The following is a 13,533-nucleotide window of genomic DNA, read 5'->3' on the forward strand; positions in this document are numbered from 1 at the left end:
GAACGTTATAATAGGAAGGGGCTATGAAAACAGGTGGATAAACAGCAGTACGACACAATAAAATTGCAAATAAATCAAGAAAAAGAACATATTTTAAAAGAAGTGTATGAATTAACAGCTGAAAAAAGAAAAATAGAACAAAAAAAAGAATATGATTTATATGTTGTGAAATCGCGTAGTAAAGTCGTACAAACTGGGCAACGTATTATGGCTGGCATGCTTTCTTCACATACGTTTTCACCTGAAAGAATAGAAGAATGGAATCGAAAAATTAAAAAAACGGAAGGTTTTATTCAAAAAAATGAAAGCCTTTTAGAGCAAGTAAAAGAAAAAGAACGTGTCATTGATGAGATGTATCAAGAAGATTGCAAAAAGCTTGCGAAAGCACAAGAAAAGCTGGAAGAAAAAATGCTTCTGGATTTGAAAATGTGTATGAATGGATGAGGTGAATGTAGTGATACAGTCTGTATTACCGGTGCAACAAAGTTTACCTCCGCAAAAAGAAAAAGGGCTAGAAGTACAATCGAAAAATGAAGATTCTTCATTTGATCGTACGATGAGAATGGAAAATAAAAAGCAGCCGAAAACGGAGAAAACGAAACGAGAAGAAGCACCAAAAGAAGAGAAAAAAGAATATAACCTTTCTAAACCATCGGTAACGAAAGAAGAACCAATTGTAAAGAAAGAAGAAAAAAAAGAGACAGAACAGTTGTTATTAGCTGTATCTGAGCAAATGGTTGCAATTGAGCAATTACATGTGCAGCCGGAATTGTTATATCAATACATACAAAAAATACAAGAGCTATATAAAGAATATGGCAATATTAAACTTAATGAATTACCTGCAGCTGAATTACAACAATTACAAGAACTTCTTTCAAATATGAATATCAAAAATGCTATATGTTTAGAAGATACAATGCAAATGGTATTAGACAAAATGAAGATGCCAGAGCAAACGATGCAAGCATTGAAGGTTGTAGAAACAGAAACTTGTAATATTGCAAAGGAACAAGAAGAGTCTAAAGAGGTAGATCTTCCGAAACTTGAGAGCGATGATGCAAAGGTAGAGTTGCCAGAAGTTGATGCATTAAACGATTCGAGCTCTGCAGGTGCAGAATTATTAAATAAAACGACGAGTACCGAACAAATAGGGAAATCAAATAGTGGTGCTGAGAAAGTTTCATTACCTGACTTAGGAAAGAAAATGGAAGCGCAAGTAGAAGCGCTGCAAAAATTTGTAGTGAAACAAGAACGTGTTTTATTCCAGTTAAATCCAGAAAAACTTGGTACATTAACAGTGTTTATGAAAAAACACGGAGATCAAATTGACGTTCACGTAGAAATGGAAAAACACGATGCGAAAAAACGTGTTGAAATCATTTTTGATGAATTGAGATTAAAGTTAAAAGAAAAAGAAATCAATATTCAAATTAGCTATTCAGATAAAGATGAAAATCGCAAAGAACAGCGAGAACAAGAGCAAAGGCAAAAACAGAAATTAGCAAATACAAATCATGAAAAACAACAATCAACAGAATTTGCGGGATTATTGGAGGAATAAAGCGTGCCAACAGTTGGATTAAATACAACGAGTACAAATCATATTCCGTTACAAGCAGGAGCGCAAAAAAGTAATGTACCTATTAATGGAGTACAGTCGCCAGTGCAACAAAGTAATGGAGTTTCAGCAGGAGCGCAAAAGACTCCTGGGGTAATGGGGAAAGATGATTTCTTAAAATTGTTTTTATCAAGTTTCCAACATCAAGATCCATTTAATGCGATGGATATGAATCAAATGATGAATCAGACAGCGCAGTTATCTCTTATGGAACAAGTACAGAATATGACGAAAGCAGTAGATAAGCTGCAATCAACGATGTATTCAACAGCACTTGATGGTGGAATGAAGTTTTTAGGGAAATACGTAAGAGGTGTTGACGGTGACGGAAACAAAGTAACCGGTCAAGTAGAAACGGTTCGTCTTGCGGAAAATAACGATGTACAGCTCGTTATTAATAATAAAGTTGTCTCTCTTCGTTTCGTTGAGAGAGTGTCTGATAAACCGATTGGGGAAACGAATCCAGAAGACGCAAAGAAAGACGATCAAAAAGTAACTGAAGAAGTAAAAACTACAAATTCATAAGGAGTGTCCATACGTTATGATTAAAGCGTTATATACAAGTATTACAGGGATGAATGCAACACAAAATGCATTAAGTGTAACTTCAAATAATATTGCCAATGCACAAACAGTAGGTTATAAAAAACAAAAAGCAATGTTTGATGATTTACTATATAACAATTCGATTGGTGCAAAAGGTGACGGTAAATACGCAGGAACGAATCCGAAAAGTATTGGTAACGGTGTGAAAATGAGTGGTACGGTTACGGATTATAGTGATGGTACAATTACGTTAACAGGTGGCAAAACACAAGCAGCAATGGAAGGTAATGGTTTCTTCGTTGTAGGTGATTCAAAAGGCGGAAATATGGAATTTACTCGTAAAGGTACGTTTGGGATATCTTCAGATTACTATATTACGAATACTGAAGGTCAATACGTGTTTGCATACCCTGCAAATGAGGCAACTGGTGAAGTTGATTTATCTGGAATTCCAGGACCGTTGCAAATTCCAATGGGAACAGCAATTGGTGGTATTCGAACATCGAAAGGGACAATTAAAGGGAATATTCCAACTGGTGAAAAACAAATTACACAAGATTTACCTGTATATGATAATGCGGGGAATACATGGACAATGCGTGTAGAGTTTAAACAAACGAGTGAACATAACTATACATATAAAGTACAAATGCGCAATGACTCGAAAAAAGAAACAGAGTTTAAAGATGTTCCAGGTGCAGGTGGTAATATGACATTTGATGCTGTTGGAAATCCAAATCCGAAAGAGCAAGGAGCCAATATTCCATTTGATGGCGGCTCTATTAAATTAGACTTAAGTCATTTAACAAACCATCCAACAGATAAAACATTATCAGTAACAGACGTAGATGGTAGAGCAGCAGCGACGGTTAAAGATTGCTTCATTGCTGACGGTGGATACGTAATGGTAAAATATTCTGATGGAAGTATGAAATCTGCAGGTCAATTAGCTGTTGCAATGTTCCCGAACGAAGGCGGACTAATGAAAACAGGTAATGGTAACTATACAGCAACGAATACAACAGGTATTTTAGCTCTTGGTACATCTGGTCAAAACGGTGCAGGTAAAGTACGCGGTGGTGCACAAGAAGGTGCTAACGTAGATTTATCTGTAGAATTCGTTGACTTAATGTTATACCAACGCGGATTCCAAGGAAATGCGAAAGTAATTAAAGTTTCAGATGAAGTATTAAATGAAGTTGTAAACTTAATTCGATAATATATCGCATGGAAAAAATGTAATGGAGTAGAAAGGGTTTTTTATTCGTATGACAAGACAAGAGCGAATTTTACAATTGCCTTTTTTCGAAAATAAACGTGAACTTGCCGAGCAAGTATTAAAAATAGAACGAGAAGAGCATGTATATTTACCAGATCAATTTGAAATTAAGCAAGTGCCTCCGTATTCATTTGGTGAAAAACAAGCAATCATTGGCCGTATCCATGAGTTTTATTTCATAAGTGTTGGTAGCGATAGCGTTTGGAAGTATCAACTGTTTAAGGATGAGATGAAGTGTCGTGAGTTTTTTGTTATGTTGCCAAATATTACGGATCAGCAAATAGCGTTTTGGTTTAATAACATAGAGTTATTGAAAGGTTCTTAAAAGCACTTTTTAGGTTTTGAGAGAGGACCTGGCGATGTTTTGGAGCGGTTAGTGCCTAATAGAGTCCCGACCGATGTGTAAGACCAGAGATATGTAGCGTTACTAGAGTAGTATGGTAGTGTAAGAAGTGGTAATATAAAATAGTTTTAAGTTAATTTAAGGTAGTTTTAGTATACAATTAGACTGAATTTCTATAAAAGGAGAGGTGAGGAGGATGGCGCAAAATAAGTATCGCGTTACATTCATTTCGCCGAGTGAGGTTGAGCAGCGGACTGTAATGGCGGCGAATAGTTTGCCAGATTTAATTCGTAAAGTAGAGAGTATTATTGCAGATCCAAACGGTTATTTTGTGAATGATAAAAAAAATAATTGTTATTTTAAAGTGATTAAAGAAAATGTTACGTTTATTCAATATGAGTTACTATTTTCGGATAAGGAAATTCATATTGAAAAATTAAAACATATAGCACCGGTAGTATTAAAACGATTATTCGAAGAAATAAATGACCCGGAATTATATGCACTTGCGCTACTTGATGTTGATATAGCAACGAAAGAATATGTGCTAGCAGAAATGAATTCTGAGCTGAGAATAAGAGTAGAGACGGAGCTTTCGAAAAAATGGGAAGCAATGCCGACGGAAATTGTAGGAGCACAAGAAGTGTTATTAGAGGCACTTGCTTCGTTTATACAAGATTAATTGTTTTTTAATAAAATGAATCGTTCGACTATCTATATTTTTTATATAGGTAGTTGACTTTTTCGCTTTTATAAAGCTTAATAATTAGATATACGGAATTAATGGAAGGGGAGCGACACCTTTATGTCACAAGCACAAAGTATTTTATTAGAAAGCGGAACAAATGAATTAGAGATTGTTACGTACACTGTTGGTGAAAACCTATTTAGTATTAATGTAATGAAAGTACGTGAAATCATTAATCCATTCCCTGTTACAACTGTGCCAGAATCTCATCATGCAGTTGAAGGTGTTGTTCAAGTACGTGGTGAAATTTTACCTGTTATTAACTTGGCAATGGCTCTTAATTTAAAGTCAACAAAGCCACTTGATCAAACGAAATTTATCATCTCAGAATTAAACCAAATGAAAGTTATTTTCCGCGTTGATGAAGTGCATCGTATTCAACGTATTTCGTGGGAACAAATTGATGAACCAGCTTCATTATCTATGGGACTAGAAGAAACGACATCTGGTATTGTAAAACTAGATGGAAAAATCATCTTACTATTAGATTATGAAAAAATTGTATGTGAAATTAGCGGCACTGGTTATGACAATAAATCAATTGCAGGATTAGAACAAAAAACAGATCGAGCTGAAAAAGTAATTTACATTGCAGAAGATTCAGCGATGCTTCGCCAAATATTAGAAGAAACATTATCATCAGCTGGATATACGAAAATGAACTTCTTCAGCAATGGTGCAGAAGCGTTAGCACAAATTGAAAAATTAGCGAAAGAGCAAGGCGAAAAAATGTTTGAACATATTCACTTGCTAATTACGGATATTGAAATGCCAAAAATGGATGGACATCATTTAACGAAAGTGGTTAAGGATAGTGAAGTAATGAATCGTTTACCAGTCATTATTTTCTCTTCATTAATTACAAATGAATTATTCCATAAAGGTGAAGCTGTAGGAGCAAATGCTCAAGTAAGTAAGCCAGATATTCAAGAGCTAATTGGTTTAGTTGATAAGTTAGTACTTTAAAAGTTTCTATTTAGCCGGAATAGAAGCTCTAGCCAAGTGTTGAGCGATCAGCGCTTAATAGAGCCCTATGCGATGTTGAGAACAGAGATATGGAGTGGTTATAGGTAAGTAGAAGAGCTGGTGTATAACATTTTTCTATTTAGTAGGAATAGAGGAACTACTTATGTAAGAAAGTTTTCAGTGCTTAATAGAGTCTCATGCGATGTGAGTTCAGAGGTATGAAGTAGTTTTAGGTAAGAAGAAGTGAGACTTCGATTGAGGATTTGAAGACTGGGTTTATAACTCTATTCTGTTAGAGAGAGGAAGGAATTAGCCATGTGTAGCATTGGCTAGTTCCTTTTTAGTATTCTATACTTTAAGCTGGCAGAAAAATAAAAGGTTTCTGAGGTGTTTGTCGCTGAATGTAAGTAAAATCTTCATTTGAAGATTTTTGATTTGAAAATATAAGAGAACGTATTTTTTGGATTATTTTAGTAATATTTTCGTGGTAACGCAAATTTTTTCGGTGAAAAAACATTTAAAATACCATATAATATAATTAAATGTAATTAATATGCAATTTTACATATTAATTAAAAAATATTTTCCAAATTTTTATACTTTCTATACATTTTTGTATGTTTATTATTTGACAGATAATTTCGAACTGTTATAATATGGATATGTAAAAATTGCTATTTTCTTAAAAGACATGGGAGTCAGATGAGAATTGTGAAAGGATGAGGGGGAGTGGCACAGATTATGTATCACCACACAGCAATTAATGTATTAGGTCTTTTACAAAACATGTCAAATAATAAAATGAACGATATGCAACTAGAGGCGGAATTAAAAAAAATAGAAAAAGAATTCCAAGTAAAGTATGAAGAATTAGTTGATTTACATAATAGAATGGTATTATTCCAAATAGATATAGAAAAAAATGGCGGGATGCGAGCATATGAAAAATCAACAATTACATGGCTGAAGTCTGAACTAGAGCTACTGTATGAAGTGTATCAATTTTGTCAACGTCACGGTTTAAACATTTTAAATATTTCAAAATACGTAAGTAAAAATGAACTAAATCTTTTTCCTAAAACGGAAAGTCAATTGCAAAATACGTATTATAAATTGAAAAAACGTGAAATACCGTTTGAAAATATTGAAAAACAAAAACCGGGACGAAAGCGAAAATATATACCAGTAAAAGAGACAATCGTTGCAAGAAAACAAGAAAACGAGTACGAATTAAAAGAAGAAATCCAGCATAAAGAGGATGAAAAAAATCTTGTAACAGTTATATCTGGTATCGTTGATAACTTTGAAACAATTAATCAATGTAGTGAAAGGAAAGAAGACGAACTACATCAGTTTATGGAAGGTATTTATAAGCTTTCTAGCATGGCGGCAGGGCGTTCTAGAGAAGCAAAGAATACACGTAGCTTAGAAGGTGAATTGCAGTCGTTACAACTAGAAAATGAAAGGCTAAAACGAGAGAAAGAAGAGCTTGTACAAGATATTAAAGGTATGACGCAGCTTTTAATTCATTTCATTACAAGTTCTGATATCGATCAAATTCGTAAATTACCAACTTTCGTACAAGATTGTAAAATGGAATTACATAAACTCGGGCTATATAATGCACAAGACGGAAAAATGAAAATAATGGTTGACCGTAGCGGACAAGTTATGACGGTAACACAGTAATAAAATTTGGGTACAAAATAAAAGGGAGATACATAGTTTATATGTATTTCCCTTTTATTTTGTATGGAATCGTTCCAAAGAAGGAAGATGAATTTTTATGATTGTAGTAGTTTAGAGACTATTTGTGGAATTTGGTTCGCTTGTGAAACCATACTAGTTGCAACTTCAGTCAATAATTTGAACTTTAAAAAATCACTCATCTCCTGCGCCATGTCTGTATCTTCAATTAGAGATGCAGCATCTGTTAACGCCATACTTTGGCTATTTAAATTTTCAATATTAAACTGTAAACGATTTATCATAGAGCCAAGGTCGGCACGATGAAGTGACACACTTTGCAAAGCCTCTTCGATTTTACGAATTGTCGTTCTTGCTTCTTGTTCCGTTGAAATCTTGATGTCATGTTGTGTAGGGGAAGGGGGAATAGATTTTGATATATGTACCGTATGACCGATATCGTCTAATGTAACACGGCGGTTTTGACCGTCAAATACAGATAAATCATTAAACTCAGTCGTCTCGCCAATATAGCCAATTTGTTCTGTTAAAGACTGAAACTCTTTATTCAGCGAATGACGGTTTTTATTTGAATTTGTACCGTTCGCAGATTGAACGGCTAAATCACGCATACGCTGTAAAATATTTGTCACAGTTTGAAGGGCAGCTTCCGCCGTGCGAAGCATCGATATCGCATCTTCATTATTACGAATCGCCACACGCATACCACTTGCTCTCGCATGCATCCGAGTAACAATTGCGATATTTGCGGGATTATCCGAAGCGTTGTTCAACTTCTTACCAGTCGCCAAATGCTCCATTGCAACATTCATATGCTTCTCATTCTCATACAACGACTGCCTAGCATTCATACTCAAAACATTCGTACCAATACGCATAATAGACACTCCTTATAGATTCATATAATCAATATTCAAAAGCTAATAAACGGCTATGAAGAGAAAAAGAGACTTATTCTCACTTTATCTTTTTGTTTTCATACACCGAACGAGAATAAAATAGGCCCTGACCGCTACTAAATATGGCTAGAGCTTCTCTTTAAGTTAAAAAATCTTTCAATCTATCTATATAGAAAAAATAAACCTCTCCGCAAGCAGAGAGGTTTATTCAGGAAACTAACTCAAATGGCTTATTGTAATAATTTAGAAACCATTTGTGGAGTTTGGTTTGCTTGAGAAAGCATGCTGATTCCAGCTTCGTTCAAGATTTTGAACTTAGTCATTTCAGACATTTCTTTCGCCATGTCAGCGTCTTCGATTTGAGAAGCAGCTGAAGCCATAGAAGAAGATTGGCTCTTCAGGTTGTTTACGTTAAAGTCTAGACGGTTTAATGTAGCACCTAGAGTTGCACGGTTAGAAGCAATATTTTTTAATGCTGTATCGATAGATGCGATTGCACCAGAAGCATTAGCTTTAAGATCTGTAGTCTCAAGTTTTGTTAATGTAGCAAATTCTTTACCAAGTGCTTGTGCAGCAGCTTGTGCACCAGCATCATTTGCTTTATTGTAGTCTTCAAGTTTCGTTTCAATTTTCTTTACATCGTCTGCAGACATGAATGGTTTAACCTTATCGAATTCTTTCATAGCAGCAGTTACATCTGCATCAAATGCGGCCTTATCAGCACCTGTTTTTGCTCCAAGATCAGCAAATGCTTTTGTAGTTGCATCATATACTGTTTTTTCTACTTTATCAGTTCCAATAGATAAAGTATCAAGTCCTAATTCTTTAGTAGAAACATTAGATAAGTTGATGTTGATTTGCTTACTTGTATCAGCATTATCTAATGTTTGAACTGCGATAGTTTTATTTGAACCATCTAATAATTTTTTATCATTGAACTCAGTGTTTGTAGAAATATAATCGATTTGTTCTTTTAATGCATCAAACTCTTTGTTTAATGCAGCTTGGTTTTCGTTAGTATTTGTACCATTTGCAGATTGGTTTGCAAGGTCACGCATACGAAGTAAGATGTTAGATACTGAGTTCATTGCTGAATCAGCAGTACGGATTAATGAAATACCGTCTTGCGTGTTATTAGCTGCTACTCCTAATCCACTTTCACGAGCACGCATACGAGTTGCGATTGCAAGACCTGCTGCATCGTCAGAAGCGTTGTTGATACGTTTACCGCTTGATAAACGGTCCATAGCGTTGCTCATTTTAGCTTGGTTTTGGCGCATGTACTCTTGAGTACGCATGCTGTTAATGTTTGTATTAATTCTCATGTTAAGAAACCCCCATTTTTTTATATTGACTTTTCTGCAAATTGAAAAACGATAATATGCGAAAAAATCAATTTCGAGATTTATTGTAATCCCTGTCATAGCGGGTGTCAACTAAAAATTCGAATTAATAAATATAAAAAAATAACAGTTTAACAATATATTCATTTTTTTATTACATAATTATTAAAAGGATTATTGCAAACTTTAAAAAAAAACTCTAATATTAGATTATCTTTGTTTTCCGAAAAGGTGATATTATGATAGTTGGAAATATAGTAAAAGAAGTGCTTGCATATAAGAAAGGGCAAATTCAGCAAAAGCTAAGTAGTCCACAAGCATTTGTTAGTAGTCGTTTTCAAGAGAAGTTGCAGAGTGAGCCTGCGAAGGAGACGAAAGAAACTACGCAGCCGGCAAAAGTAGAGGATATGAGTCAGCCGGTACAATCTACGAAAATAGAAACGGTTGTTAATAAGCCGGAACAATCTATTAATAAAGTAGATGAAGCGAGTAAGCCCGAAGAAAAGGGTGAAACGAAGAAAGCAGATGAAGTGCAAGTTGCGCAAAAAGAGTTTGAACGACGTTTCCCAGAAACGAAAAATGAGGCTGCTGATACGTGGGGATTAACGAAGAAGTATAATATTCAAAAAATACGTTCTTCCAATGAAGGGAAGTATGAGGATATTATTGATCGTGTAAGTCGTACATATGGAATTCCAAAAACGTTAATTCAAAAAATGATTGAAGTAGAGTCTAATTTTAATCCAAAAACGGTGTCACATGCCGGTGCGATGGGTCTTATGCAGCTTATGCCAGCGAATGTGAAGGAGATGGGTGTGAAGAATCCCTTTTCACCAGCTGAAAGTATTGAAGGTGGCGTGAAAGAGTTAAGCGGTTATTTAAAGAAAAATAACGGCGACTTAGTATTGGCGCTTGCTTCTTATAATGCTGGTCCTGGTAATGTGAGAAAGTACGGAGGCGTACCGCCATTTAAAGAAACGCAAGGATATATTAAAAAAATATTAAATATCGACGTTTCAAAATAAGAAGTTTCATATATAGAGAGAACATGAAATTTTCGTGAACATGATATGGGAGTTGGCTAGATTTGAAATTACAAGATGATATTCCGTTAACAATTTATTTTGAAATCGGAAATACGAAAAAGAAAATTGAAGATCTGCTTCATATTACGAAAGGTACATTGTATCGTCTTGAAAATTCAACGAAAAATACGGTGCGTCTTATGCTTGAGAATGAAGAGATTGGAACCGGAAAGATTTTGACGAAGAATGGAAAGATGTACGTTGAAATCGTTGAATTGAAAAGGTAGGGAAGGGGATTGTCATGAGTGGCGAAAAATTAAGCCAAGAGCAAATTGATGCCCTGCTGAAGGCGGTAAATGAAGGCGAGGAAATGCCAGCTTTCGCACAAGAAGCAGGAAAGCAAGAGAAATTTCAAGAGTATGATTTTAATAGACCAGAGAAGTTCGGTGTTGAGCATTTACGTAGTTTGCAAGCGATTGCTTCTACGTTTGGGAAACAGACGTCACAGACGTTATCAGCGCGTATGCGTATTCCAATTGAACTAGAGCCTTCAACGGTTGAGCAAGTTCCATTTACGAGTGAGTATGTGGAGAAAATGCCGAAAGATTATTATTTATATTGTGTAATTGATCTCGGTTTACCAGAGCTTGGAGAAATTGTTATTGAGATTGATTTAGCATTCGTTATTTATATTCATGAATGTTGGCTTGGCGGAGATAGTAAGCGTAACTTTACGATGCGCAGACCGTTAACAGCATTTGAGTTTTTAACGCTTGATAATATATTCTTGCTTCTTTGTAAAAATTTAGAGCAATCATTTGAAAGTGTTGTTGCGATTGAACCGAAATTTGTAACGACAGAAACAGATCCGAATGCACTAAAGATTACGACAGCGAGCGATATCATTTCATTACTTAACGTAAATATGAAAACAGATTTTTGGAATACGACGGTGCGTATCGGGATTCCATTCTTATCTGTTGAAGAAATTATGGATAAGTTAACGTCTGAAAATATTGTCGAACATTCTTCAGACAAGCGTAAAAAGTATACGTCTGAAGTGGAAGTGAAAGTAAATCAAGTGTACAAACCTGTTCACGTTGCAATTGGCGAGCAGAAAATGACAATGAGTGAGATTGAACAAATTGAAGAAGGCGATATCATTCCGCTTCATACGAAAGTTTCGGATGAATTACTTGGTTATGTAGATGGAAAGCATAAATTTAATTGTTTTATTGGAAAAGATGGAACGCGTAAGGCGCTCCTATTTAAAAGTTTTGTAGAGTAGGAGGATCCATATGAAGCATGAAGTATCTCCCGTGTCATTAATGGGATTAGAAGATTTTGCAGGAAAGCGAAATGAAGCAGGCAAAGCACATATTGATACTGTTTCAGATATTTCGATTGAACTTGGTGTAAAGCTTGGAAAGTCATCTATTACACTTGGTGATGTAAAGCAGTTAAAAGTTGGTGATGTTCTTGAAGTAGAGAAAAACTTAGGACATAAAGTAGATGTGTATTTAAGTAATATGAAAGTCGGCATCGGTGAAGCAATCGTAATGGACGAGAAATTCGGTATTATCATTTCTGAAATTGAAGCTGACAAGAAACAAGCGGCGCTTATGAAAGCGCAAAGTCAAATGCAAGATAAAGAGTAGAGGAGGAGTCATATGTCGTATATGACGACCTTATTTCAAGTCGTTTTACTGTTTGGTGCGCTCGGTTACGGTGCATATTATATGACGAAAAAGACGCGCAAACAGCAGTTTTTTAAGCAGGGTGAAAATGGCCATATACAAGTAAAAGACGGCGTTTATTTAAATCATCAAACGAGTGCCTTTTTATTTGAAGTGGACGGCAAGCAAGTGTTCACTGTTATTAGTAATAACGGTGTACAGTCTGTGCAATTAACCGGAACAGGAAATCAGTTTCAACAAGCACTAGAAGACGCGGTGAAGAGTGAAACGAAAAAAGTAGAGGATCCATCATGAGAATAAAGAAACAGTTATCATTATTAGCCGTTATTTTCGTATTTTCTATCGTTTTTTCAATTATTTTTGTAAATCCAGCGTATGCAGCACCGAACGGTTTTATTAATTTCGAAAATGGAAAAGAGTTTACGAGTAATTCAAGTGTACAACTATTTGCGCTCGTTACCCTTTTATCATTATCTTCTTCTATCGTTCTATTATTTACACATTTTACTTATTTTATGATCGTTCTAGGGATTACACGTCAAGGACTTGGGGTAATGAATTTACCACCAAACCAAGTGCTTGTTGGACTTGCATTATTTTTATCACTCTTTACGATGCAGCCTGTACTTGGGCAACTGAAGAGTGATGTGTGGGATCCGATGACGAAAGAGAAAATAACAGTAAGTCAAGCTGCGGAAACGACAGCTCCTATTATGAAAGAATATATGTCAAAGCATACGTATAAGCATGATTTAAAAATGATGTTGAAAGTACGCGGAGAAGAGTTGCCGAAAGATTTAAAGGATCTTTCACTATTTACGCTCGTACCATCCTTTACGTTAACGCAAATTCAAAAAGGTTTACTAACAGGGATGTTCATTTATTTAGCGTTTGTATTTATAGATTTGATTATTAGTACACTTTTAATGTACCTCGGGATGATGATGGTACCGCCGATGATTTTAAGTTTACCGTTTAAAATACTCGTTTTCGTATATTTAGGTGGATATACAAAAATCGTCGACATTATGTTTAAAACGGTCGCCTGAAGCGTTTGATGCTATGTGATAGGAGTCATATAAATGAATACGTCACCAATTATAGATATTTTTCAAACCTTTTTTTATAAAGGGGTTATGATTTTAATGCCGGTTGCCGGCGTAAGTATGATTGTCGTTATTATCATCGCTGTCATTATGGCGATGATGCAAATTCAAGAGCAAACGCTGACGTTTTTACCGAAAATGGCGAGTATTGTCCTCGTTATTATCATTTTAGGTCCGTGGATGTTCCAAGAGTTAACGACGCTTATTTTAGATTTATTTGATAAAATCCCATCGCTATTGCGTTCGTACTAAG

Annotated in this window: 17 protein-coding genes; 15 read left to right on the plus strand and 2 right to left on the minus strand. The window is 35.2% G+C overall.

All coding sequences use genetic code 11. The features are described from left to right. Positions 1-33 precede the first annotated feature (33 nt). From V7S45_RS08130 to V7S45_RS08165, 8 genes are all read left to right on the plus strand, one after another. Complete coding sequence (locus V7S45_RS08130; RefSeq protein ID WP_000360855.1) at positions 34-444, plus strand: hypothetical protein; 411 nt, start codon at positions 34-36, stop codon at positions 442-444. A gap of 10 nt (positions 445-454) precedes the next feature. Then, positions 455-1,564, plus strand: a complete 1,110-nt coding sequence (locus tag V7S45_RS08135) for a flagellar hook-length control protein FliK (RefSeq protein WP_142292916.1) — start codon at positions 455-457, stop codon at positions 1,562-1,564. A 3-nt stretch (positions 1,565-1,567) separates the two neighbouring features. Further along, positions 1,568-2,146 (plus strand): flagellar hook assembly protein FlgD, encoded by a 579-nt coding sequence (locus V7S45_RS08140; RefSeq protein WP_025687644.1) that lies wholly within the window; start codon positions 1,568-1,570, stop codon positions 2,144-2,146. A 16-nt stretch (positions 2,147-2,162) separates the two neighbouring features. Beyond that, on the plus strand, positions 2,163-3,386 hold the full coding sequence (locus tag V7S45_RS08145; protein WP_000588321.1) for a flagellar hook protein FlgE: 1,224 nt from the start codon (positions 2,163-2,165) through the stop codon (positions 3,384-3,386). A gap of 49 nt (positions 3,387-3,435) precedes the next feature. After that, positions 3,436-3,771: a DUF3964 family protein gene (locus V7S45_RS08150; protein WP_000198166.1), complete on the plus strand. Its 336-nt coding sequence runs from the start codon at positions 3,436-3,438 to the stop codon at positions 3,769-3,771. A 214-nt stretch (positions 3,772-3,985) separates the two neighbouring features. Then, on the plus strand, positions 3,986-4,471 hold the full coding sequence (locus V7S45_RS08155) for a hypothetical protein (protein ID WP_000068298.1): 486 nt from the start codon (positions 3,986-3,988) through the stop codon (positions 4,469-4,471). 123 nt (positions 4,472-4,594) lie between these two features. Further along, complete coding sequence (locus V7S45_RS08160) at positions 4,595-5,503, plus strand: chemotaxis protein (RefSeq protein WP_000075943.1); 909 nt, start codon at positions 4,595-4,597, stop codon at positions 5,501-5,503. Positions 5,504-6,244: 741 nt separating this feature from the next. Next, the gene (locus tag V7S45_RS08165) at positions 6,245-7,192 is read left to right on the plus strand and encodes a DNA-binding domain-containing protein (RefSeq protein ID WP_000274677.1); all 948 of its coding nucleotides are present in this window, start codon (positions 6,245-6,247) and stop codon (positions 7,190-7,192) included. A 95-nt stretch (positions 7,193-7,287) separates the two neighbouring features. On the opposite strand, the gene V7S45_RS08170 is transcribed toward V7S45_RS08165, so the two are convergent. Together V7S45_RS08170 and V7S45_RS08175 are read right to left on the minus strand one after the other, a co-directional pair. Continuing rightward, entirely contained in the window at positions 7,288-8,088 is an 801-nt protein-coding gene (locus tag V7S45_RS08170) for a flagellin (protein WP_025689628.1), read from the minus strand. A gap of 251 nt (positions 8,089-8,339) precedes the next feature. Then, complete coding sequence (locus tag V7S45_RS08175; protein ID WP_001222338.1) at positions 8,340-9,434, minus strand: flagellin; 1,095 nt, start codon at positions 9,432-9,434, stop codon at positions 8,340-8,342. Positions 9,435-9,691: 257 nt separating this feature from the next. Between V7S45_RS08175 and V7S45_RS08180 the strand changes: the two genes are divergently transcribed. The 7 genes from V7S45_RS08180 (at position 9,692) to V7S45_RS08210 (ending at position 13,532) form a co-directional block, all read left to right on the plus strand. Continuing rightward, positions 9,692-10,477: a lytic transglycosylase domain-containing protein gene (locus V7S45_RS08180; RefSeq protein WP_025687743.1), complete on the plus strand. Its 786-nt coding sequence runs from the start codon at positions 9,692-9,694 to the stop codon at positions 10,475-10,477. Positions 10,478-10,539: 62 nt separating this feature from the next. Beyond that, positions 10,540-10,764 (plus strand): flagellar motor switch protein FliN, encoded by a 225-nt coding sequence (locus V7S45_RS08185; RefSeq protein ID WP_000775712.1) that lies wholly within the window; start codon positions 10,540-10,542, stop codon positions 10,762-10,764. 14 nt (positions 10,765-10,778) lie between these two features. Continuing rightward, on the plus strand, positions 10,779-11,765 hold the full coding sequence (gene fliM, locus V7S45_RS08190) for a flagellar motor switch protein FliM (RefSeq protein ID WP_000012360.1): 987 nt from the start codon (positions 10,779-10,781) through the stop codon (positions 11,763-11,765). A 10-nt stretch (positions 11,766-11,775) separates the two neighbouring features. Next, positions 11,776-12,135, plus strand: a complete 360-nt coding sequence (fliN, locus tag V7S45_RS08195; RefSeq protein WP_000680010.1) for a flagellar motor switch protein FliN — start codon at positions 11,776-11,778, stop codon at positions 12,133-12,135. 12 nt (positions 12,136-12,147) lie between these two features. Continuing rightward, the gene (locus V7S45_RS08200; RefSeq protein WP_000121176.1) at positions 12,148-12,468 is read left to right on the plus strand and encodes a hypothetical protein; all 321 of its coding nucleotides are present in this window, start codon (positions 12,148-12,150) and stop codon (positions 12,466-12,468) included. Continuing rightward, complete coding sequence (locus tag V7S45_RS08205) at positions 12,465-13,223, plus strand: flagellar type III secretion system pore protein FliP (protein WP_001220582.1); 759 nt, start codon at positions 12,465-12,467, stop codon at positions 13,221-13,223. Before V7S45_RS08200 ends, V7S45_RS08205 begins: the two co-directional genes overlap by 4 nt. A gap of 33 nt (positions 13,224-13,256) precedes the next feature. Then, positions 13,257-13,532 (plus strand): flagellar biosynthetic protein FliQ, encoded by a 276-nt coding sequence (locus V7S45_RS08210; protein WP_001098085.1) that lies wholly within the window; start codon positions 13,257-13,259, stop codon positions 13,530-13,532. The last annotated feature ends 1 nt before the right edge of the window (position 13,533 follow it).

Origin of the sequence: Bacillus sp. BR3(2024) (assembly GCF_039134555.1) — a bacterium.
GTDB lineage: Bacteria > Bacillota > Bacilli > Bacillales > Bacillaceae_G > Bacillus_A > Bacillus_A cereus.

Coding starts and splice junctions, on each gene's coding strand:
- V7S45_RS08145 (WP_000588321.1), top strand. CDS start 2,163: ATGATTAAAGCGTTATATACAAGTATTACAGGGATGAATGCAACACAA.
- V7S45_RS08150 (WP_000198166.1), top strand. CDS start 3,436: ATGACAAGACAAGAGCGAATTTTACAATTGCCTTTTTTCGAAAATAAA.
- V7S45_RS08155 (WP_000068298.1), top strand. CDS start 3,986: ATGGCGCAAAATAAGTATCGCGTTACATTCATTTCGCCGAGTGAGGTT.
- V7S45_RS08160 (WP_000075943.1), top strand. CDS start 4,595: ATGTCACAAGCACAAAGTATTTTATTAGAAAGCGGAACAAATGAATTA.
- V7S45_RS08165 (WP_000274677.1), top strand. CDS start 6,245: ATGTATCACCACACAGCAATTAATGTATTAGGTCTTTTACAAAACATG.
- V7S45_RS08170 (WP_025689628.1), bottom strand. CDS start 8,088: ATGCGTATTGGTACGAATGTTTTGAGTATGAATGCTAGGCAGTCGTTG.
- V7S45_RS08175 (WP_001222338.1), bottom strand. CDS start 9,434: ATGAGAATTAATACAAACATTAACAGCATGCGTACTCAAGAGTACATG.
- V7S45_RS08180 (WP_025687743.1), top strand. CDS start 9,692: ATGATAGTTGGAAATATAGTAAAAGAAGTGCTTGCATATAAGAAAGGG.
- fliM (WP_000012360.1), top strand. CDS start 10,779: ATGAGTGGCGAAAAATTAAGCCAAGAGCAAATTGATGCCCTGCTGAAG.
- fliN (WP_000680010.1), top strand. CDS start 11,776: ATGAAGCATGAAGTATCTCCCGTGTCATTAATGGGATTAGAAGATTTT.
- V7S45_RS08200 (WP_000121176.1), top strand. CDS start 12,148: ATGTCGTATATGACGACCTTATTTCAAGTCGTTTTACTGTTTGGTGCG.
- V7S45_RS08205 (WP_001220582.1), top strand. CDS start 12,465: ATGAGAATAAAGAAACAGTTATCATTATTAGCCGTTATTTTCGTATTT.
- V7S45_RS08210 (WP_001098085.1), top strand. CDS start 13,257: ATGAATACGTCACCAATTATAGATATTTTTCAAACCTTTTTTTATAAA.